Source organism: Janthinobacterium breve, assembly GCF_051380895.1.
GTDB lineage: Bacteria > Pseudomonadota > Gammaproteobacteria > Burkholderiales > Burkholderiaceae_D > Janthinobacterium.
The window spans coordinates 287,200-307,322 of sequence record NZ_JBNYXY010000009.1 but is presented as its reverse complement, the minus strand read 5'-3'; the positions used below and the strand labels follow the sequence as shown (position 1 = coordinate 307,322).

Sequence of the window (20,123 nt, the reverse complement as noted above, 5' to 3'; positions counted from 1 at the left end):
CTAACGGCCCTCCCAGTCGGAGCGCTGCAAATCGAAATTCATGCTGGCCCAAACGCCCAGCTCGCTTTCGGCGCTGAGGGTGCCGCCGTGGCGCTCGATCACGCCATAGCTAATGCTCAGGCCCAGGCCCAGCCCCTGCCCCACTTCGCGCGTGGTGAAGAACGGCTCGAACACGCGCGCCAGGTTTTCCGGGGCGATGCCGGGGCCGTTGTCGCGCACACTGATGCGCAGGCGCTTGTCATCCCAGCGGGCCGTGATGCGGATCTCGAACGGCGGCGCATTGCCCTTGCGCATGGACAGCACGGCATTGCCCAGCAAGTTAATCAGCACGCCAACGATGGCCGCCTCGTCGCCGCGCACCAGGGTGTCGACCGGCAAGTCGTGGCTGATGCTGACATTCTTCGTTTCATGCCCCACCAGGCGAATGGCGGCATCGAGCGCGCTGCGGAACTGGAAGTGCCCCGTTTCCAGCTGGTTGCCGCTCTTGCGGTAGGCAAAGGTCTTCAAGTCGGAAACGATGTGCTGCACGCGCAGCATGCCCTGCTTGGCGTCGGCCAGGCATTCGCTCACCAGCGCACTTTGCTGGGCGGCCGGGTCTTCGATGGCCACCTCGATGGCCATCATGCAGAAATTCACGGGATTGTTTACTTCATGCAGCATGCCGGCGGCCAGGGTGCCGATGGCGGCCATTTTCTCTTGCTGCAGCATCTGGCCCTTGATATCGGCCAGGCTTTTGTTGGTTTCTTCCAGCTGCGTGTTCTTTTGCGCTACTTCCGCCTTCAGCTGGAACAGCATGAAGCGGGCGCGCTCGTTGAAATAGGTAAACACGGCACTGATGCTGGCCGACATGATGAGGAACAGACAGTTGACGACAAACGTGCCCGGCAAGTCGAAACCGCCCGCATGCCAGGCGCAGGCGGCCACGTACAACAGGCAAGAGACGGCGCCAAAGACCATGTTTTGCCACAAGCCGAAGGCCAGCACGATGCCCGACGAGTAGATGGCCAGGGTCATGCCCACGTAATAGATCGAGGCGGCCCCTTCCGTGACGGCGATCATCCAGGCAATCATGATTTGCGGCAGGATCAGCCACACAAAAGTCAGGCCCTGGATGCGGTCTTGCGCCCAGCGCGTGCGCATGGCCAGCACGACGCAAAAGATCAGCGCCGACACGAGGATGCGCGCACCGGTGAAGGCCGACTGCTTGTCGGGATACAGGGCCGAATCGAGGCCCATGCCCAGCAGGATCAGCACGATGCCCGTGTAGGCCCCGCCGCGGCTGAATTCCAGGCGGAAGTCGCGCAAAACGGCCGTGTAGCCGGCGTGCAGGCCTGGAGTATCCATCAAGGAATGCTCACTTCCGCAAACACATTCACGCCCGTGGGGTCGACATAGATTTTCGGCGCCATTGCATGTTCGGGCAGCAAGGCCGACAAGCCCGCTTCATTGCGATAGATCAAATGCCACTCCAGCAAATGCTCCATGCCGAACTTGCCCGGATTGTCGGCGTGCACATTGGTGACGAGCAAACGTCCGCCCGGCCCCACGCGCGAGGCGAAGTGCAGCAACAGGCGCGCGCACACCTTGTCGGACAGGTAATCGAACAGGCCGGCGCAATACACGGCGTCAAAACTGCCGGGCAAGCCCGCGGCGCCCGAGCCGTGACGGCGCTTGAGCAGGTTGTGCACGGAATCGTGCACGTAATCGATCTCGACCACGCGTCCCGTGCGCTGCATGATGGTGGTCAGGCGCGCGCGCGTCCAGTCCAAGGTCTCGCTGCTGAAGTCGACCAGTTCAAAGGCCAGCCATTGCGCGTCGGGGCAAGTCTCGAGAAAACGCTGCACCTCGATGGCCGGGCCGCAACCCACGTTGAGTACCTTGAAGACGCGCCCGGCAACACGCGCCGCAGCCGCCTTTTGCGCCAGGAATTCCGTCAGGATATCGATGCGGTTGCGGTGCGCCGTGGCCACGGCCGCCTGCAAAAAGGCCGCATTGACGATCTGAAAATACGTGCTGGGGCCCTGGCGCGGGTCGTCCAGTAGCTGATTGACCATCTGGTAATCGCCCGCATAGCCGAGCGGCTTGGTAAACGTGCGGAAGACGAACGGCGCGCGCAGGATCAGCGGGTGCAGGGCCGCCTGGGCGAACGCGCGGTGGGCCGGCGCCCGTTCTTCCTCGACGAGGGAAGCTTCCACCTCCAGCTGGCGCAGGTACAGCTGGGTTTGCTCCATCAGCGGCAAGGCCAGCTCATCGAAGATGTCGGCGCGCAGGCGGCCGTTTTCCTTGGGCAGCGAATCGGACAAGTCGACCTGCTCGACCCAGCGCGCCACTTCCGACAGGAAGGCGCGCATTTCGTTGACGACGATCTGGTAGTCGCGGCGGATGCGGAAGCGCTCGCCCCAGCCGGCGACAAAGGCGCTGGACTCTTTCGCCACGGCGCCCTTGACCACCACCACGTCGCTCAGCTCGCGCCACTCGTCGATCAGGGTCACGGAAACGATGGCGGTCAGGCCCGTGTTGACGCTGCTGATGACGACGGCCTTGCCCACATAGGCGTTCTTCGCCCCCATGCGCACCGTCAGGTCATTGAGCACCTCGCTGACCTGCACAATCGAGTAGGGATTGTAGATTTCCATGACCAGCGAATTGCGCTGCAAGTTGAAAATCGTGCCGCGCACCGCCTCACCCTGGGTGTTACGGAAACTGACGACTGGATCGATCTGCGATTGTGAATACACGATTGAGCATTATCAAGTTGCCCGGTTTCCGGCGCACCATACTGGTGACGCCAGTTTCCAGGCTGGGTTAAGGCACGGCACACCGGTCGTCTGCCGCCGTGTCGGAGCGCCTCAAAGCGCGTCTGTTCGCTCTCTGATCGAGTGTACTATGGATGTAGCAGAACGGGCAATTGTTCCCTCTGGAACGACTGCCTGTGGCGCTGGCGCGCAACGCCGCCTGGCAGTTGCCCAAAAATCGTCTTCAGCCAGCAACAAACAAGGCCAGCGCGTGACGCAACAGCTGCGGCGTTTGCCCCGTCCAGCGCTTGAACGAGCGGCGAAAGTTGGTGGCATCATGAAAGCCGAGGTAGGCAGCCACGGCATCGTTGTCGTAGCCATGCGCCTGGAACAGGTAGATGGCCTTGTGCGCGCGCACCTGGTCCAGCTCGGCCTGGAAATGCGTGCCATGGCGCGCCAGGTGGCGCTTGAACGTGGCGGGACTGACGCCGAACTCCTGCGCCGTGCGTTCCAGGGTCGGGGCGCAGCGGATATTGGCCAGCAAATAGTCGTACAGCGCGCCCAGCAGGCTGGCAGCGGGCACGGGCGCCAGGGCCGCCGCCCGCAAGGCCAGCGCGGCCGCCGTGGCATTGCCGCGCGGCCAGGGCTTGTCGAGCCAGCTGGAATCGATGAGCATGGCGTCGACCTGGCAATCGAAACGCAGCGTCTGGCCCAGGTGCACTTCATGCTGCTCCACATGGCGGGGCCGCGCGCGGTTGAAGCAGAAGCGCCACGGCAGAGCCTCGCCGGCCAGCCAGCGGCACATGGCGGCCAACGCCGTCATGTGCATTTCCACCAGAAAAGGCAGCTGGCTCGGCGCGCCGAACGCGTCCGTCCAATACAGCACGTGCATGTCGCCCGCCTCGCGCAAACGGGGCTGCAACAGCGGACACAGCAAGGTATGAAAATCGCACAGGATGCCCAAGGCCTGGCGCAAATTCTGCGCCTGCAACAAGGCGTGGCTGGCCGCGCCGTAATGGCCGGGCAGCATTTGCTGGCCCAGCATGAAGCTGGTGTCGGCACTGTCCAGGCCGCGTGCCACATTGGCCAGCAATTGCAGGTATTGCGCGGCGCTGACCTGGCTTTCCGCGGATGGCAGCGCGCCACCGTCCAGGCCCGTGCCCTTGAGCAGCGGCGCCGTGGCCAGCTCGCGGCTGCGCGCATAGTCGAGCACCAGCGCCGGCTGGTGATGGGCCGCGATGCTGGGGTCGCCTTGCTGGTTCAGCGGCATCAGGCAGGTGCGGCGGAACTGATCCCGGAAGCGGGCCGCAGCGTTTCCACGGCACGGCTCAGCTCGGCCAACACCACTTCCGGCACGCCATCGGTGAGCGAGCAGGCATGCCGCAGGCTCAGGCGGATTTCGCGGTTATCGTTGGCATGGTGGCGCATCTGCCCCACCATGGCGCACAGGTGGCGCGCCTTCACGGCCGCATCCTCGCGCGACACGCCCGGCATCAGCACGGCAAAGCGGTCGCCCGCATAGCGGCACAGCAAATCGTCATTACGCAAATTCAACAGCAGCATGTGACCCACGGCTTGCAGCACGCGGTCGCCTTCGCGGTGGCCGTATTCGCGGTTAATCAGGTGAAAGCTGTCGATGTCGAGCAAGACCAGCGCGCAATCGAGGCCGGGCCGGCGTTCCTGTTCCAGGCGCATCTGCGTGCGCAGGTAGCTGGCGTCGGCCAGCTGCGTGATGCGGTCGAAGGCGCGGTGGTCGCGGAACAGGCGTTCGCGCTTTTGCAGGTGTTCGTTCAGGCGAAACTGTTCCTGGCGCCAGTAATACATGCCGATCGTCAGCACCAGCATGCCAAACGGAATCAGGGCTTCCAGCCAGTTGTCCCACACGGCGCTCTTATCGACGGCAAAGAATTCATCGAGGCAATCTGCCCAGGAACCCAGCATGATGGCGCACAGGCCGCCGGCGATCAGGCTCGTCACCCGGCCGCGCGGACGGCTGCTGAGCGTAAACAGGAACCAGATGCCCGCCATGACGGCCGTGCCGCCTTCGCAAACGATATCCATCCACTTCCAGATGGCGAACGGTTTAACGTGGCCCAGTGTGGCGTACAGGAAAAAGAACAGAGGCAATGCCAGCGCGGCGGCAATCAGGCTGTTACGGTGCAACGGCAGCATGTGGGAAACCTTTAAAAGTGGTGCTGCCGCCACGATAGCGCCCGCCCATGACGGCACGATGACATGCGCCGCGCCCATGCGGCAGGTGCAAACGGCTCAGCATTACTAGTGACGATCCTGCAAATACGGCATGCCGCGCCCCATGCGCCCTGCGCTGGCAGGTCATTTCAGCTCACCACGACTCATTTCCGGCAGGAAAGCGTTTATATGCCGTTGTTTTCAGGGTGACAAGCCCTTGCCTGTCACGCAACCGTCATATTTGCTGCCTAGAATCCGCCCGGTTCCCTCCTCCCTAACCGAGCTCTTCATGAAAACCATGCACACTTCCTTCCCCTCCCCGCTGCGCCTGACGGCCCTGTCCCTGGCCATCATGGCCGTCTTCAGCGCTCAAAGCCATGCGCAAGCGCAAGATGCGGACGGCCAGCCGGCCGCCACCGTGGTTGTCAGCGGCCAGCGCGCCAGCCTGCGCAACGCCATCGCCGCGCAAGAGAAAGCCGACAACATCATCAGCGTCATCAGCAGCGACGATATCGGTGGCTTGCCCGATAAAAACGCAGCCGAGGCGCTGGCCCGCTTGCCGGGCGTATCGGTGCAGCGCGACCAGGGCGAAGGCCGCTACATCACGGTGCGCGGCCTGGGCCCGGACCTGAACGCCGTCACCATCAACGGCGCGCTGGTGCCGTCGCCGGAAGCGGGCCGCCGCGCCGTGGCGCTCGACATCCTGCCTGCCGGCCTGATCCGCACGCTGGAAGTCTCGAAGACTTTACTCCCGGAAATGGACGCCAACTCGCTGGGCGCCACCATCGAAGTCAAATCGCTGTCCGCCTTCGACTTGCCGGGCAAGCTGCTGTCGGCCAACGTGGGCGCCAGCCATGATGAAAAGACGGGCAAGACCAGCCCCAGCGGCGGCGCCCTGTGGGCCCAGCGCTTCCTCGACGGTAAGCTGGGCGTGGCTGCCGGCCTGAGCGCGGAAAAGCGTTCGTTCGGCTCCGATGACGTCGAAACGGGCGGCGCCTGGAGCAAGGGCAAATTATCGGGCCTGGAATTGCGCGACTATCTGCCCGTGCGCAAGCGCGGCGCCCTGGCCGTCAACCTCGATTACCGCCCGGAAGGGGGCAACAGCTGGTTCTTGCGCTCGTTCGTCAGCGAATTTTCCGACAATGAAGTGCGCGACCGCCTGACCATCAGCAATATCGCGGGCGGCAGCCTGGCCGAAGGAGCAACGGCCAGCGCGCGCGCCGAGCGCCGCATCCGCCAGCGCAAGTACACACAGCAAGTGCGCTCGCTCGTGCTGGGCACGCAGCAGAAATCGGGCGACTGGACCCTGGACGTGAAAGGCGGCATGAGCCGCGCCACGGAAGACACGCCGGAATCGCTGAACGACGGCCGCTTCCGCGGCATCAGCAATTTCGCCGGCATCAGTTTTACGGATACGCAGGAGCCAAAATTGAGCGGCCCCGCCTCGCTGTACGATCCGGCCAATTACGCGCTGAACGCCATCACCCTGCAAAAGCGCTATTCGAAGGACAATGAACACCACGCGCGCATCGACCTGGCGCGCAAGTTCGACGTCGCCACCCTGAAATTCGGCGCCAAAGTCAGCCGCCGCGAAAAAAGCAATGACACGGATCAATGGGCATATAACAGCAGCAAGGCCACCAGCGGCAATTACTGGGGCGCCGGTTCCACCTCGATGAGCAACTTCGTGCAAGGCCACACCCTCGACTATGACCTGGGCAACATCGGCGTGGCGCTGGACCCGGCTCTGATACGCGCCAGAGTCGCCGGCTTGGACCGCGACAAGGCGCGCCTGGCCACGGAATCCATCATCAATGATTACCGCATGCATGAAGACATCAACGCCATGTATGTGCAGAACAGCTACGACTTCGACGCCTGGCACATCCTGGGCGGCGTGCGCGCCGAGCGTACCAGTTTCGAAGCGGCCGGTTCGCAAGTGGACAGCGCCGGGATTGCCACGGCATTGACGCGCGAACGCTCGTACACCAACTGGCTGCCGAACCTGCAAACCCGCTATGACCTGGATCAAAAGACCAGCGTTCGGGCTGCGTGGACGCAAGCCGTGGTGCGCGCCAACTTCAGCCAGCTGGCGCCCGGCATCAGCCTGGCCAGCAACACGGAAGCCGTGATCGGCAACCCGGACTTGAAGCCCTTGAAAGCGAACAACCTGGACCTGGGCATCGAGCGCGTGCTGGGCAATGACGGCGTGATGTCGGCCTACGGTTTCTACAAGGACATCAAGAATTTTACTTACACGACGAATCTGGCCGGCACGGGCCAGTGGACAGGCTACACGACGGCCACCTCGTATGCAAATGGCGACGCGGCCAAAGTGAAGGGCATCGAACTGGCTTACATGCAGCCGCTGCGCATGCTGCCGGCACCATTCAACAAGTTTCTCGTCGGCGTGAATGGCACCTTGAGCACCTCGAGCGCGCAAATCGGCCGCTTCGACAAGACGACGAACAAGCAGCTCAAGCGTGACATCCGCTTGCCGGGCCAGTCGAACCAGGTAATGAACTTGATGCTGGGCTATGAAACAGGCCCCGTCAGCGCCCGCCTGGCCCTCAACTACAAGTCGCCTTACCTGCTGGAAATGGGCGCCGACATCCTCGATCAAAGCCAGGACCGTATCGTCGCCAGCCAGAAACAGCTCGATTTCTCGCTGTCGTACCAGATCAGCAAGCAATTCCAGGTGATGTTCGAGGCGGCCAATCTGAACAACGAGAAATACTATGTGTATCAAGGCACAAAGCAATACAACGTGCAGAACGAACAATATGGCCGCACTTTCAAGGTGAGCCTGAAAGCCAGCGCCTTTTGATGATGATTGCAAATAACATGAAAAAAACCGTACTCTGCAGCGCTTTGCTGGCCGCCTTTGCTTTCAGCAGCCTGGCGCTGGCGGCCGCCGCCAACGCTTTGCCTTCCACTTTACCTTCCGTCATGCAGGAAGCCGAGGAACTGGCGCGCCTGCCCGGCGGCGGCTGGCTGACCCTGGACAAGCACGGCTTGCGCCTGTTCGACGCTGCCGGCCAGGAACAGGACCGCATCGCCGTGCGCGCCAAGCAGCTCGACACGCGCATCGACGCCAATCGCGTGCTGGCCGTGTTCCTGGAAGCGGATACGCAGCGCCCGCTGCCCATCTCCGTGGACGTCCGGGCCGGCAAGCTGGTCAAGCTGGCGCCGTTTCCCGTGCCGACGTTTTCCGTGGAAGCGTCCTGCCTGTACCGCGACGCCCAGCAGCTCGATCACCTGTTCTTGATCGGCAAGGATGGACAAGCGGAACAATGGGTGATGCAGGGCGAGCAGCGCCAGCTGGTACGTAAACTGGCTTTGCCACCCCACGCGAAACATTGCCGCGTCGACGATGGCGCCCAGCGCCTGCTGGTGAGCGAGTCGAACATGGGCGTGTGGGCGTATGACGCCGAGTCCGAAGGCATGGGCAACCGCGAAGTGGTGGCGCTGCGCAAGCCATATGGCCAGCTGGACGGCGGCGCCGGCGCGCTGGCCGTGCTGCCGGGCGGCGTAGCGGTGCTCGACGGCAAGGCGGAAAAGCTGCACCTGTTCGCCCATCAGGGCGGGCAGTGGACGGCGCTGCCGCCGCAAGCTGTCGCCTTGACCGTGCGCAAGGGCGATAGCCAGCTGGCACTCGACGGGAATTCGTTGATGTTGCGCGGCAAGAGCGGCTGGCAAGCGCGGCCCTTGAAATGGAGTGGCAAGGCGGAAACATCGCCTGCGGTCGCCATCATCGCCCCGCAAGCGCAGACGGCGCCGATGGCGCGCCAGGGCGATGCAGCCGACGATCCTGCCATCTGGCTGGCCAGCGATCCGGCCAATGCGCGCATTCTGGGCACCAACAAAAAACAGGGTTTATTGGTCTACGACCTGCAAGGAAAGCAGACCCAGCTGCTGGAAGTGGGCCGCCTGAACAACGTCGATATGCGGCAGAACATCCAGTTGGGCGGCAGCAAGGTCGACCTGGCCGTGGCCACCCAGCGCGACGACAACAGCATGATGTTGTTCACGATCAATGCCAGCGGCGAAGTGGCGGAAGCGGGCCGTTTTCCGACCGGACTGAAAAGCATCTACGGCATGTGCCTGTACCAGCCGGCCAGCGGCGGCGTGCAAGCGTTCATCAACGACAAGGACGGCACCTTCCAGCAGTACAGCATCGGTTTGAGCGGCAAGCAGTTCAGCGCTACCCTCTTGCGCAGCTTCAAGGTCGCCACGCAACCGGAAGGCTGCGTAGCCGACGATGCCAACGCCCGCTTGTTCCTGGGCGAGGAAACGCGCGGCGTGTGGACCACCTCGGCCGACGCCGCCAAGCCGGATACCCTCACCATGGTCTTGCCGGTGGGCGCGAACCTGACGGCAGACGTGGAAGGCATGGCCATCTACCGCAAGCCAGGCGCCAAGCCGGACACCGGCTACCTGATCGTTTCCAGCCAGGGTGACAGCAGCTATGTGGTGCTCGATGCACAAGCCCCCTACAAGGTGCGCGGCCGCTTCAAGGTGGGATTCAACTTGCCGGCCGGCATAGACGGCACATCGGAAACGGATGGCCTCGACGTCACCTCCGCCAACCTGGGCGGCGCGTATGCGCAAGGCATGCTGGTGATCCAGGACGGCTACAAGCGCCTGCCCGATGGACCGCAGAACTTCAAGTATGTGGCGTGGGGGGATGTGGCGAAGGCGTTGGGATTGGAGTAAGGGAGGCAGCGAGAGGGGGCGGCGGCGTTCGCACCGTGACGCCTGCTTGAGCCAGAGAGGCACACGAGTATGATCGTGTCTGTTTAGCCCCCCATCCCATCTGACATAGCAGTTGCCGCCTGCCACGCGTCCGGGCCAAAGGGGGCAGCAGTTTTTCCTACCCACGCGATTATGATGCAGTGGCATTGCAGACTGAAATGCGTAGTGTACGCTGCCTACGCTTTGCGCTTGGCTTAAACGGTATTGTGCCGCCCCAAGCCAGACAGTTTAATGACGAGTTCGTGTCTGTCTTGACTTTCTGCACCGTTAAGCCTTTTTCAGTATCGTGCCCCTATTTCCCCGTTATTTGATTCGTCTATTGTATTTCTTGAAGACTATTCATCCTTTCCCGATAGGATAAAATTAGACATTCAACATCCTGGCACCTGTCCCGGTTAAATTTTATCCATGAATCCTGAAAATCAGCCAGATCATTTTTATTTTTACTACGACGAAAAGCAGCCCGATAAGCGGAAGTCATATCAGAATCTGCAACAACAAGTTCAGGAGCTGTGCAAATTAAATTTTCAACATGCGACTTCGCTCTGGAACAATCAATACCTGGATCTTCTACGGTGATTGAATTTTCAATCACGTCATCTGAAGTCTGTTTTCCACTGGCATCATTTTTGATCTTACCATCACGAGTCAACGTTTCTCCGACGGCTTCGTATGCACCTACCTCTGGCGACACTGTATTCACCGCTTCCCCATCCATCAAGGCTTTCTTTTTATTAATCTCCCTCACATTCTCCATGCGAGGACTGATGATTTCCCCATGTTTTAAAGCTATAATGTTTTCAAATTCAATTTTGAATTCTGGGTTTTTCAAACTACCAGACTCTGTAAAACTTCGCTCCCACTTTCCACTCCCACTTTGTTGAATAACTCCTGTAAATAAGACAGTTTGACCTTCTCTCAAACTGGAAAGTTGCCGATATATTGGTGAATAATCCGGAATATCATGCATCCGATAACTTACACCATTAGACGATACAATTTCCGTCCAAACCTCATCTCCTCCGTGAGAAGTTGCAATATGAGTTATATCACCAGTCCAGTTAACGATGCGCTGCCCATGCTCTTTGATAAACTGAGCAGTATCAGAAGTAGCTCCATTAAAAATGGCGGATTTCTGAATTTCATTTAATGCCGTCTGATACCCAGTTTTTGTGCGCAACAACTCAAAATCATTTTGAATATTTGACTTATCTAAGGTGCCATATTCACCTTCTGAATTCTGGATATTATTAGCATTCTCAGTTTCCTTGCAACCAGCCACAAAAAAAGCAAAAAACATCACGAGCACAAAAATATATTTTTTAATCATTATAACTTCCAGGCTGTAGATATTTTATTAACTATGCTTGTGAAATAGAACCGACTGACGAATAACTGAGACGTTCTTTTGCTTGCCAGTATTTCAGCGCTTGAAGCGACGTCATCTTTTTAACACCCACCGCGAAAGACCATAAATCTACAACAAAGGCAGGCACGGCACTGCTTCGAGTTGCACTTGCGGCAGCGCAACCGACCTGAACGCAAGCTGCCCATCAATCTCCCTGCTGTTGCCAAACTGCCTTGCCACCCTTGATATAGATCAAGGCACTGGCAGAACCCTCTTTCGCCACCACGATCCCATCCGTTTTCAGCCTCAGGGATTTTTCATGATAGCTGTGCTGCAGCGAACCCTTGTCGTCCACCTGCCACACTTCCAGCCAGGCGAAATCGTCGCCGCCGTTGGACAATGCATGGCCGGCACCGACGATGAGGGGCGCCGTCTTCTGTCTGAACAGGAAGACGATGCCCTCTTTCTTGCTGTCCTTGCTCTTGATGAGGACGGCCAGATCGCCTTTGCCGTCGCCGTCGAAATCGCCGCGCAGGACGAAGGGATTCATGCGCGCATTGACTTCGATGGCCTCGCGCTTGGCCAGATTATCAAGCTGCTGTGTCGCCCAGACCGGCAATTGCGCCTGCGGCGGCAAAGCCTGGGCACCGGCCATGCCGGCGGAGTACAACAAAACAACGGTCAGTGCCATGCTTCTGCAATTCATGGGCGGCTCCATCAAGATGAAGAATCGGGGTGGTGCCCGGTGGCGCCGGGCATGCAGGAAGAATAGCATTATCAGAAAATACTTGCACTGTTACAACAGTGCCCGCCCGATCAGTGCCCCCCACCCCATATCGCAGGCCAGTGCCGGCGGATAAATGCCGTCCGTTGCAGATCTGCCAGCGACTGGCGGCCTGTTGCGTATTAAAATGGCGCCCCATGACCTCCCCCGCCTCGACCTCCCCCCTGCCCGACAGCATCCTGCTCCCTTCCCTGGCCGTCCTGGGAGGGCAGATTTCCGTCAATCTGGGGGCGGCGATTGCGAAAAACCTGTTTCCTGTCATCGGGGTCGAAGGGATCACGGCATACCGGGTGGGGTTTTCGGCGCTGATCCTGCTGGCCATCTTCCGGCCCTGGCGTTTCCGGCTAACGCGCAAGGATGTGCTGAACTTGCTGGTCTACGGTTCCGTGCTGGGATTGATGAACTTGCTGATTTACCGCGCGTTTGCGTTGATACCGATCGGCATTGCCGTCGCCATCGAGGTGACGGGGCCGCTGGCCGTGGCCATGCTGTCGTCGCGCCGCCCCCGCGATTTGCTGGCCGTCGCGTGCGCCGTGTTCGGTCTGTATTTATTGCTGCCGCTGCAAGGCAGCCCGGGCAGCCTGGACCCCGTCGGCGTGGCATATGCGCTGGGGGCGGCGCTGTGCTGGGCCTTGTACATCATCTTCGGCAAGCGCGCCTCGACCTTGCAGGGCGGGCAAGCCGTGGCCTGGGGCATGACGGTGGCAGCGATGGTGACGGTGCCCATCGGTATCACGTATTCGGGCACGGCCCTGCTGGCACCATCGATTGCGCTAATGGGCCTGGCCATCGCCATGCTGTCCAGCGCCCTGCCATATTCGCTGGAGATCTTTGCCCTGCGCCGTTTGCCGCAAGGCGTGTTCGGCATGTTCAGCAGCGCGGCGCCCGCCGTCAGCGCGCTGGCTGCCATGGCGGTGCTGGGAGAACTGCTGAGCGTGACCCAGTGGCTGGCTATCGCCTGCATCGTCTTCGCGTCTTCCATGGCGGCGCTGGGCGCCCAAGGCGGCAAGCGCTAGCGATACTCAGTCCATACTATGCCGCTGTCTGCGCTGCGTCCTGGCATTGCTGCGTAGCTGGCGGGCAGGTTTTGATGCCTGCCTGTAAAATGCGCCATCCCTTGCCACGTACGGCATGCCCGCATGTATGCCTGCCTCACCAATGACATTCGCAGTCCTTTTTCGCTTGTTCTCTCCTTTCACCGCTGCAGCCTTGCTGCTGGCGCCTGGCGTCGCCGCGTACGCAGCAGCCGCGCCCGCCACCCTCACGGGCAATGCCGAAGCGGGCAAGGCGGCATTTCGCAAGTGCGCCTCCTGCCACCAGGTGGGGCCATCGGCGCGCGGCGGCTTCGGCCCCAAGCTGACGGGCGTGATCGGCCGCAAGGCCGGCTCCACCACCGACTACAAATATTCGGCGGCCATGAAAAACGCGAATATGGTCTGGACCGAGAAAAACCTGGCCGGCTTCCTCAACGCCCCCAGCGATTTCATTCCTGGAAACAACATGCGCTTCTGGGGCATCGGCAATGCGCAGCAAGTGGCCGATTTGCTGGCCTACCTGCGCACGCAGTAAGTAAGCAATAAGTAAGCAGTCAGTAAGCAGGGCACGCACTGGCCTGCCCGCGCGCACGCGGACAGGCAAGCAGGCAGACAGGCACGGCCCATCAAGCCATGACAGCAATTCAAGCCTCCAGCGCTTGCAGCAAGCCCTTGCGCTTCTTGTGCGCCGCCCGGGTAACGCCCTTCCTGCTTGAAATTCTGTTCCAGTTGCTTGAATTCGCGTTCGCGCCGGGGATGGGCACCGACAGGCATAGCTTCCCCTAGGACTTGGCCGGCAGCTTGCGCACGCACAGGTAAATGGAATACACCGCCGCCAGCCCCACCAGCACATACACGCTACGCGACGCCGTCGTCATGGCACCAAGGATGCGGGCCACGATGTCGATGTCGAACAAGCCCACCAGCGCCCAGTTCAAGCCGCCCACGATCAGCAGGATCATGGAGATCCAATCGACCACGTTCAAGCGTTTTGCCGTCATTTCCTCGTTTGCCGCGCCGTCCGATCCTGCCTGGATATTCGCCATCTCAGCCTCCTGTAAGAAGATAGGACCCGCTGCCGGGTCTGTGCAAAGATCAGTGTAGGCGCGGCACCGGTATACGCCAGTCAGACGATGCCCGGGATCGAGGTAGGACGAGTCTGTAATAAGGCGGGTGATTTTATCTGGCAATAATTTCGGCAATAGTTACCCGCTGTTGCTAAACAAGCAGTGACCAATTCCAATATGGAAATATTTATAGATTACTTAGTATTGCACTGCTACACTCGTTTCACCCCGGCAACGTCAGGGGCAACAGCGCCGCGCCGTGCTGCCCGCATGGGTAGCGGCCACCATGGGACAACAGCTGAGGGGACATGAATATTTCAAACATACGCATCGGTGTACGCCTGACCACGGGTTTTTTGCTGGCATCGCTGCTGCTGGCGGTGGTCGTCAGCATCAGCACGTGGCAGCTGGCCACAGTGAGCGGGGAAATTGATAGCAGCGTGAACCAGCGCTATGCGCGCATCGAGCAATTGCAAGCCACACGCAACAGCACGCAAGAGCAGCCCGCCCTGCGCGACATCGACCAGCAGATCGCCACGCAGTCGGCGCAGATGCGCGCGGCGGCCCAGGCGGCCATTGCCCGCGCGCGCAATACCAGCGTGCTGATCATCGCGCTGGGCCTGATCGGCGGCGTACTGAGCCTGGTCACGGCCTGGTTCATCAGTAGCGGCATCGTGCGGCCCCTGCGGCACGCCGTCAAGGTAGCGCGCAAGGTGGCTGGCGGCGACCTGAGCGGTAATATCCGCGTCGAATCCGGCGATGAGGTGGGCCAGTTGCTGCAGGCGCTGAAAGACATGAATGCCAGCTTGATCCATATCGTGGGCGACGTGCGCGGCGGCACGCAAGACATCGCGGGCGCCTCGGGCGAAATCGCGGCCGGCAACCTGGACTTGTCGCAGCGCACGCAGGCGCAAGCCAGCTCGCTGGAGCAGACTGCCGCCTCGATGGAAGCGCTGACCGGCACCGTCAAGCAAAATGCGGACAATGCGCGGCAAGCCAACCAGTTGGCGCAATCGGCCGCCGATGTAGCCGGCAAAGGGGGCAAGGTGGTGGCACAAGTGGTCGATACCATGAGCTCGATCAATGCGTCATCGAAAAAGATCGTTGACATCATCGGCGTGATCGACGCCATCGCCTTCCAGACGAATATCCTGGCCCTGAATGCGGCCGTGGAAGCGGCGCGCGCAGGCGAACAGGGACGCGGCTTTGCCGTCGTGGCCGCCGAAGTGCGCACCCTGGCCCAGCGTTCGGCCGGCGCGGCGCGGGAAATCAAGCAGCTGATCGGCGACTCCGTCGAACGGGTCGACGCGGGCGCGCGCCTGGTCGATACGGCGGGTGCCACCATGCGCGAAATCGTTGCCAGCGTTCACCGCGTGACGGACATCATGGGCGAGATCAGCATGGCCAGCGGCGAGCAATTGTCCGGCATCGAGCAAGTCAATGCCGCCATCGTGCAGATGGAGCATGTGACGCAACAAAACGCCGCGCTGGTGGAACAGGCGTCGACGGCGGCGGCGAGCATGCAGCAGCGCGCCCAGCAGCTGTCGGGCACCGTGGGCATCTTCACCTTGGGCAATGAGGTGGCGCCCCTGCACGCGGCACCGGCCATCAGCCTTGCTGTGGCGCAAGACACGAGGCAAGACAAGGCAGCATCCGCCCTGGCACGCTCGCGAGCCCCCGTCGTTAGAGCGCGCCTGAAAGCCTGAGTTCCCGTTGATGGCTCATCGCTTATAGCGCATTGCGCGCATTGCTACAGTTGCTTGTACATGATGGTGGTAGCGTCAAGCCGGTCGCCGGCCGGCGCCAATGCATAGGCGGGGATGCTGCCTGCCACGACATAGCCCAGCGACAAGTACAGCGCTTGCGCATGGTCGCTGCTGCGCGTGTCGAGGGTCAGCAGGCTGCGCGGTAGCTGGCGCGCCCGCACTTCCAGCGCCTGCATCAGCAAACGGGCGATGCCGTGCCGGCGAAAAGCGGGCGCCACCAGCAGCTTGCGTACTTCGGCCCGGTGCGCCTGGTTGGGATTGGTGTCCCAGTCCAGCTGCACGGCGCCCGCCACCTTGCCTTCCACCTCGGCCACCAGCAACAGGCGCACGCCGCGCGTGACGGCTGGCAAGACATTATCTGTCCAGAACGCCTGGCTGGCCGCCGCGTCGAAGGGCAAGATAAAGCCGATGCTGGCGCCGTCGTGCACGCAGTCTTGCAGCAAAGCGCCCAGTTCCGGCAAGCGTGCACGAATATCGGCGGAGGTAAAATGGTGCAGTGATGGAGACATATCAACCTCAGACGATGAACAAAAAATAGCGGGCGCCGCTGTCGGCTGGCGTGACAAAGGTGCTGGCGCCATGCAACTGGTAACGCAGGCAATCGCCAGCCTGCAAGGCATGGGAGCGGCCATCGACGGTCACGTTCAGCCGGCCTTCCTGCAGCAACAGATGATGTTCCATGCCGGGCCGGGGCGAAGTGGCATAGGCAATCGTTACGCCAGCGCCCAGTTCGCATTCGAGCGCTTCGCCGGCCAGCGCGCGCGACGGCGGCGAGACGCAGCGGCGCCGGAAACCAGTCTCCGGGTCCGTCCACACGCTTTGCTGTGCCCGCAGCAGCAAGGGTGCGAAATCGTCTTCCACCATGCGCAGCAGGCGCGACATGGCAAGGCCATACGCGGCGCACAGCTTGCCCAGCACAGCCGTGGTCGGGCTGACTTCGCCATTTTCCAGGCGCGACAGGGTGGCGCGGCTGACCTGGCTGGCACTGGCCAGCTGGTCCAGCGACCAGCCCCGCTCCACGCGCAACTGCTTTAAACGCGCGGCCAGCCGCTGTTCCGTATCGTTATCAGTCAATTCCATATTTTCCATATGTGGGAATTTATCCCTAAAACGGGAATTTAGCAAGCAATCGTCGCACAGTTGCTCAACGCACAGACCCGCACCCGGACTCCAGGCACCATGGCGCCACCACTTCAAGGAGAAGCCATGTCCGCCACTCCCCCCACTCCCCAGCCGCGCCAGGGCCAGGCGCCCGCGCCGCTGGGCAGGGTCGAATTTCATTTGCAATTCATCCGCTCGTTTGCCGACCCCACGTTCGACGCCGTGCGCGGCGCCTTGGTGCAGGTGGAAGAAGTGGCGTGGAAGAATTACCAGGATGGCCGCAAGGCGCCCGTCACGCAGAAGGCGGGGCCTGGTTTTGCCGACCCCGACTACGAGCTGTCGGTGGAGTGGCTCGCCACGCGCGACCGGCTGCTGGCCGCCGAGGCGCACCAGAAAGATCCCGCCACGCCGTCGCGCGTGCTGCTGATCTGCGGCGCGGCGCGCAACGACGGTTCTTGTCCTGGTGAAATATCAAAGAGCTGGCGCATGACGCAATGGGCGAAAGAAGTGCTGCAGGCGGACGCCATCGAAGCGGACGTGCTGGACTTGAGCTTGCTGACGTCTTCGTATGACTTGCACATCCATCCGTGCAAAGGCTGCGTCTCGACGGCCATGCCCCTGTGCCACTGGCCGTGCAGCTGCTACCCGAACCATGGCGAACGCCAGACGAATGACTGGATGGCGGACATTTACGAGCGCTGGACGGCCGCGCACGCCGTCATCATCCTCACGCCCGTATATTGGTACCAGACGCCCGGCGTGCTGAAACTGATGATAGACCGGCTCGTCTGCGCCGACGGCGGCAACCCCGACCCCACGTCCACGCACGGCAAGAAAGCCGTGGAAGCGAAGGCCCTGGAATTGCAAGGCTGGAACTACCCGAAACACCTGGCCGGGCGCGCGTATGGCCTCGTCGTGCATGGCGACGTGGCCGGCATCGAAGGCGTGCGGCGGGGCTTGTCGGACTGGCTGGACTGGATGGGCCTGCTCGACGCAGGCGCCAAGTCGCGGCTGGACCGCTACATCGGCTATTACGACAGCTATGCGCAAAGCCATGAGACCTTGGACCGCGATACCAATCTGCAAGAAGAAGTGCGCAACGTGGCGCGCGCCGTGGCGGAAGCCGTCAAGCGGCTGCGCACAGGCACGCTGGCGCCGCCCGATGCGGCACTACAAGCTCCGCGGCCAAAATGACGCCGCGCATACCTACCCCGCCATGCGCGAGGCGTGGCGGCACAGTTCCAGGAAACCCGTCAAGCGGGGCGAGAGGATCTTTTTAGACTGGCGTATCAAATAAAAGTTGCGCTCCAATGGCGGCAGCATGGTTTCCAGTTCCACCAGTTGCCCGCCGGCCAGCAGATCGGCCACCACGACCCGCGACAGGCAGGCGATACCGAGCCCGGCCGCCGCGCCATACTTGATGGCTTCCGAGTTGCTGAATTCGCCTGCGGGGCGCAGATAGTGCAGATACGGCACCAGCGCCTGCTCCACCGCTTCGCGCGTGCCCGAGCCCGCTTCGCGCAGCAACCAGCCCGCCTGGTTCAATTCCGTGAAACTGAGCAAATGACGCAGCTGCGCCAGCGGGTGCGTGGGCGCGGCCACGATCAGCATCTGGTCCGTCAGCCACGGTTCCACCAGCAAGCCCGCTTCGTGACACGGCCCTTCGATCAGGCCGATATCGACACGAAACTCCGCCACGGCGGCGGCGATGTCGGCCGTGTTGGCAATCGTCACCTGCGGGATACTGCGCCCGTACTGCTGCGCCGCCTGGGCCAGGATCTGCGGCAGCAGATAAATGCCGATGGTGGTGCTGGCGCCGATTTGCAGGCTGACGGGCACGGACGGGTCGGCGCCCGCGAACTGGCGCTCGATGCTGGCGGCCCCGTCACGCATCTGCCGCGCCTGCGGCAACAGCAAGCGGCCATTGTCGTTAAGCAGCAATCGCTTGCCCACGCGGTCGAATAGCTGCGCGCCGAGCAAGGTTTCCAGCTCGTTCAGGGCCGCGCTGGTGGCCGATTGCGACAGCGCAATGTGCTCGGCCGCCGCACTGGTGCTGCCCGTGTCCGCTACGGCGAGAAAAATCTGCAGTTGCCGCAAGGTCAATGCCATCCTATTTACCTATTTTTCAGGTTAAACATACAAAAACAATCCGTTTTACCATTTAATCAGCGAACTGTACAGTCATGCCATACGAACCAGTAACCATGGAGTACGGCATGTCATCTCTATCTACAACGAATACCACCAGTGTCAGCGACCGCTATGGCCGCCTTCTGCCAGGCCTGCTGCTGAGCGGCGTCATCGCCTGGGGCGCCATCGCGCTGGGCAAGCTGGAATGGATGCAAAGCCACGGCATGAGCGCCCTGACCCTGGCCATCATGCTGGGCATTGGGCTGGGCAACAGCGTGTATGGCCGCCTGGCGCCCACCTGCGGCGCGGGCGTGGCCTTTTCCAAGCAGACTTTATTGCGCCTTGGCATCATCCTGTATGGCTTCCGCCTGACTTTCCAGGATATCGGCCAGGTGGGCCTGGCCGGCATCGCCATCGACGCGCTGGTGCTGGCGTCCACGTTTGGCCTGGCCATGTTTCTGGGCATCAAAGTGTTCAAACTGGAACGCAACAGCGCCATTTTGATCGGCGCGGGCAGCTCCATCTGCGGCGCGGCAGCCGTGATGGCCACGGAACCCATCGTGAAAGGCCGCAGTGAGGACGTCACCGTGGCCGTCTCGACCGTCGTGGTGTTCGGCACCATCGCCATCTTTCTGTACCCCTTGCTATACCAGCTGAATCAAGGCTGGCATGTGCTGGCGGCCACGCCCACCGCCTTTGGCGTGTACATCGGCTCGACCGTGCATGAGGTGGCGCAAGTGGTGGCGGCCGGCAAGTCGATCGGCCAGGAAGCGGCGAATGCAGCCGTGATCGCCAAGATGGTGCGCGTGATGATGTTGGCGCCCTTCCTCGTCATCCTGTCGGCCGTGCTGGCGCGCGGCAAGGCCAAAGGTGGCGGCCACGACAAGGCAACCAAGCTGGCCATTCCCTGGTTCGCCTTCATTTTTATTGCCGTGGTGGCCTTCAATTCCCTGGGCCTGCTGCCAGCAAGCACGGTGGCCACCATCACCGACATCGACACGGCCCTGCTGGCGATGGCCATGGCGGCCCTGGGCTTGACGACGCATATGTCGGCCATCCGCCGCGCCGGCATCAAGCCCCTGCTGCTGGCCGGCCTGCTGTTCTGCTGGCTGATCGCCGGTGGCGCGGCCATCAACCACTGCGTTGGCGCGCTGTTCCTGTAAGACTCCGCGAGCCACCGCTTCAGTTTGCTGCGTCACTACTCAACAAGCTG

17 protein-coding genes are annotated in these 20,123 nt (G+C 61.6%); 7 read left to right on the top strand and 10 right to left on the bottom strand.

The annotated features are described in order from the left end of the window. From ACQ4W0_RS19745 to ACQ4W0_RS19730, 4 genes are all read right to left on the bottom strand, one after another. On the bottom strand, positions 1–1,344 hold the full coding sequence (locus ACQ4W0_RS19745; protein ID WP_436578397.1) for a sensor histidine kinase: 1,344 nt from the start codon (positions 1,342–1,344) through the stop codon (positions 1–3). Then, positions 1,344–2,738, bottom strand: a complete 1,395-nt coding sequence (locus tag ACQ4W0_RS19740; RefSeq protein ID WP_436578296.1) for a class I SAM-dependent methyltransferase — start codon at positions 2,736–2,738, stop codon at positions 1,344–1,346. Before ACQ4W0_RS19740 ends, ACQ4W0_RS19745 begins: the two co-directional genes overlap by 1 nt. A 241-nt stretch (positions 2,739–2,979) precedes the next feature. Continuing rightward, positions 2,980–4,005, bottom strand: a complete 1,026-nt coding sequence (locus ACQ4W0_RS19735; RefSeq protein WP_436578295.1) for an AraC family transcriptional regulator — start codon at positions 4,003–4,005, stop codon at positions 2,980–2,982. Beyond that, a complete protein-coding gene (locus ACQ4W0_RS19730) occupies positions 4,005–4,907 on the bottom strand; it encodes a GGDEF domain-containing protein (protein ID WP_436578294.1) in 903 nt (300 codons plus the stop codon). The genes ACQ4W0_RS19735 and ACQ4W0_RS19730 overlap by 1 nt, the downstream gene beginning before the upstream one ends. Before the next feature lie 307 nt (positions 4,908–5,214). Here ACQ4W0_RS19730 and ACQ4W0_RS19725 point away from each other — a divergent pair, with 307 nt between their 5' ends. Both ACQ4W0_RS19725 and ACQ4W0_RS19720 read left to right on the top strand, forming a co-directional pair. After that, positions 5,215–7,752 (top strand): TonB-dependent receptor, encoded by a 2,538-nt coding sequence (locus ACQ4W0_RS19725; RefSeq protein WP_436578293.1) that lies wholly within the window; start codon positions 5,215–5,217, stop codon positions 7,750–7,752. Positions 7,753–7,769: 17 nt separating this feature from the next. Then, positions 7,770–9,641 (top strand): phytase, encoded by a 1,872-nt coding sequence (locus ACQ4W0_RS19720; protein WP_436578292.1) that lies wholly within the window; start codon positions 7,770–7,772, stop codon positions 9,639–9,641. A gap of 355 nt (positions 9,642–9,996) precedes the next feature. Here ACQ4W0_RS19720 and ACQ4W0_RS19715 read toward each other — a convergent pair whose 3' ends face one another. Together ACQ4W0_RS19715 and ACQ4W0_RS19710 are read right to left on the bottom strand one after the other, a co-directional pair. Beyond that, complete coding sequence (locus tag ACQ4W0_RS19715; RefSeq protein WP_436578291.1) at positions 9,997–11,010, bottom strand: lysozyme inhibitor LprI family protein; 1,014 nt, start codon at positions 11,008–11,010, stop codon at positions 9,997–9,999. Positions 11,011–11,233: 223 nt separating this feature from the next. Beyond that, positions 11,234–11,734: a hypothetical protein gene (locus tag ACQ4W0_RS19710; RefSeq protein WP_436578290.1), complete on the bottom strand. Its 501-nt coding sequence runs from the start codon at positions 11,732–11,734 to the stop codon at positions 11,234–11,236. 215 nt (positions 11,735–11,949) lie between these two features. Between ACQ4W0_RS19710 and ACQ4W0_RS19705 the strand changes: the two genes are divergently transcribed. Together ACQ4W0_RS19705 and ACQ4W0_RS19700 are read left to right on the top strand one after the other, a co-directional pair. Then, the gene (locus tag ACQ4W0_RS19705) at positions 11,950–12,828 is read left to right on the top strand and encodes an EamA family transporter (protein WP_436578289.1); all 879 of its coding nucleotides are present in this window, start codon (positions 11,950–11,952) and stop codon (positions 12,826–12,828) included. A gap of 142 nt (positions 12,829–12,970) precedes the next feature. Next, positions 12,971–13,381 carry a c-type cytochrome gene (locus tag ACQ4W0_RS19700; protein ID WP_436578288.1) on the top strand — a complete coding sequence of 137 codons (411 nt, stop codon included), beginning with the start codon at positions 12,971–12,973 and terminating at the stop codon, positions 13,379–13,381. Positions 13,382–13,628: 247 nt separating this feature from the next. Here the strand turns inward: ACQ4W0_RS19700 and ACQ4W0_RS19695 are convergent, their stop codons facing one another. After that, positions 13,629–13,892 carry a DUF378 domain-containing protein gene (locus tag ACQ4W0_RS19695; RefSeq protein ID WP_219725992.1) on the bottom strand — a complete coding sequence of 88 codons (264 nt, stop codon included), beginning with the start codon at positions 13,890–13,892 and terminating at the stop codon, positions 13,629–13,631. Between the two features lie 329 nt (positions 13,893–14,221). Between ACQ4W0_RS19695 and ACQ4W0_RS19690 the strand changes: the two genes are divergently transcribed. After that, positions 14,222–15,619, top strand: coding sequence for a methyl-accepting chemotaxis protein (locus tag ACQ4W0_RS19690; protein ID WP_436578287.1), 1,398 nt, complete (start codon positions 14,222–14,224; stop codon positions 15,617–15,619). Positions 15,620–15,663: 44 nt separating this feature from the next. Here the strand turns inward: ACQ4W0_RS19690 and ACQ4W0_RS19685 are convergent, their stop codons facing one another. Together ACQ4W0_RS19685 and ACQ4W0_RS19680 are read right to left on the bottom strand one after the other, a co-directional pair. Then, the gene (locus tag ACQ4W0_RS19685) at positions 15,664–16,188 is read right to left on the bottom strand and encodes a GNAT family N-acetyltransferase (RefSeq protein WP_436578286.1); all 525 of its coding nucleotides are present in this window, start codon (positions 16,186–16,188) and stop codon (positions 15,664–15,666) included. Positions 16,189–16,195: 7 nt separating this feature from the next. Continuing rightward, the gene (locus tag ACQ4W0_RS19680) at positions 16,196–16,768 is read right to left on the bottom strand and encodes a helix-turn-helix domain-containing protein (RefSeq protein WP_436578285.1); all 573 of its coding nucleotides are present in this window, start codon (positions 16,766–16,768) and stop codon (positions 16,196–16,198) included. Positions 16,769–16,885: 117 nt separating this feature from the next. On the opposite strand from ACQ4W0_RS19680, the gene ACQ4W0_RS19675 reads away from it, so the two are divergent. Further along, a complete protein-coding gene (locus ACQ4W0_RS19675; protein WP_436578284.1) occupies positions 16,886–17,974 on the top strand; it encodes a flavodoxin family protein in 1,089 nt (362 codons plus the stop codon). 12 nt (positions 17,975–17,986) lie between these two features. Here ACQ4W0_RS19675 and ACQ4W0_RS19670 read toward each other — a convergent pair whose 3' ends face one another. Next, positions 17,987–18,889, bottom strand: a complete 903-nt coding sequence (locus ACQ4W0_RS19670; protein WP_436578283.1) for a LysR family transcriptional regulator — start codon at positions 18,887–18,889, stop codon at positions 17,987–17,989. A gap of 107 nt (positions 18,890–18,996) precedes the next feature. Between ACQ4W0_RS19670 and ACQ4W0_RS19665 the strand changes: the two genes are divergently transcribed. After that, on the top strand, positions 18,997–20,073 hold the full coding sequence (locus ACQ4W0_RS19665; protein ID WP_436578282.1) for a YeiH family protein: 1,077 nt from the start codon (positions 18,997–18,999) through the stop codon (positions 20,071–20,073). The last annotated feature ends 50 nt before the right edge of the window (positions 20,074–20,123 follow it).

What these genes read in the sequence shown, in the direction of transcription:
- ACQ4W0_RS19745 (WP_436578397.1), bottom strand. Translation starts at nt 1,344, where the DNA reads ATGGATACTCCAGGCCTGCACGCCGGCTACACGGCCGTTTTGCGCGAC.
- ACQ4W0_RS19735 (WP_436578295.1), bottom strand. Translation starts at nt 4,005, where the DNA reads ATGCCGCTGAACCAGCAAGGCGACCCCAGCATCGCGGCCCATCACCAG.
- ACQ4W0_RS19730 (WP_436578294.1), bottom strand. Translation starts at nt 4,907, where the DNA reads ATGCTGCCGTTGCACCGTAACAGCCTGATTGCCGCCGCGCTGGCATTG.
- ACQ4W0_RS19725 (WP_436578293.1), top strand. Translation starts at nt 5,215, where the DNA reads ATGAAAACCATGCACACTTCCTTCCCCTCCCCGCTGCGCCTGACGGCC.
- ACQ4W0_RS19720 (WP_436578292.1), top strand. Translation starts at nt 7,770, where the DNA reads ATGAAAAAAACCGTACTCTGCAGCGCTTTGCTGGCCGCCTTTGCTTTC.
- ACQ4W0_RS19715 (WP_436578291.1), bottom strand. Translation starts at nt 11,010, where the DNA reads ATGATTAAAAAATATATTTTTGTGCTCGTGATGTTTTTTGCTTTTTTT.
- ACQ4W0_RS19710 (WP_436578290.1), bottom strand. Translation starts at nt 11,734, where the DNA reads ATGAATTGCAGAAGCATGGCACTGACCGTTGTTTTGTTGTACTCCGCC.
- ACQ4W0_RS19705 (WP_436578289.1), top strand. Translation starts at nt 11,950, where the DNA reads ATGACCTCCCCCGCCTCGACCTCCCCCCTGCCCGACAGCATCCTGCTC.
- ACQ4W0_RS19700 (WP_436578288.1), top strand. Translation starts at nt 12,971, where the DNA reads ATGACATTCGCAGTCCTTTTTCGCTTGTTCTCTCCTTTCACCGCTGCA.
- ACQ4W0_RS19695 (WP_219725992.1), bottom strand. Translation starts at nt 13,892, where the DNA reads ATGGCGAATATCCAGGCAGGATCGGACGGCGCGGCAAACGAGGAAATG.
- ACQ4W0_RS19690 (WP_436578287.1), top strand. Translation starts at nt 14,222, where the DNA reads ATGAATATTTCAAACATACGCATCGGTGTACGCCTGACCACGGGTTTT.
- ACQ4W0_RS19685 (WP_436578286.1), bottom strand. Translation starts at nt 16,188, where the DNA reads ATGTCTCCATCACTGCACCATTTTACCTCCGCCGATATTCGTGCACGC.
- ACQ4W0_RS19680 (WP_436578285.1), bottom strand. Translation starts at nt 16,768, where the DNA reads ATGGAAAATATGGAATTGACTGATAACGATACGGAACAGCGGCTGGCC.
- ACQ4W0_RS19675 (WP_436578284.1), top strand. Translation starts at nt 16,886, where the DNA reads ATGTCCGCCACTCCCCCCACTCCCCAGCCGCGCCAGGGCCAGGCGCCC.
- ACQ4W0_RS19670 (WP_436578283.1), bottom strand. Translation starts at nt 18,889, where the DNA reads ATGGCATTGACCTTGCGGCAACTGCAGATTTTTCTCGCCGTAGCGGAC.
- ACQ4W0_RS19665 (WP_436578282.1), top strand. Translation starts at nt 18,997, where the DNA reads ATGTCATCTCTATCTACAACGAATACCACCAGTGTCAGCGACCGCTAT.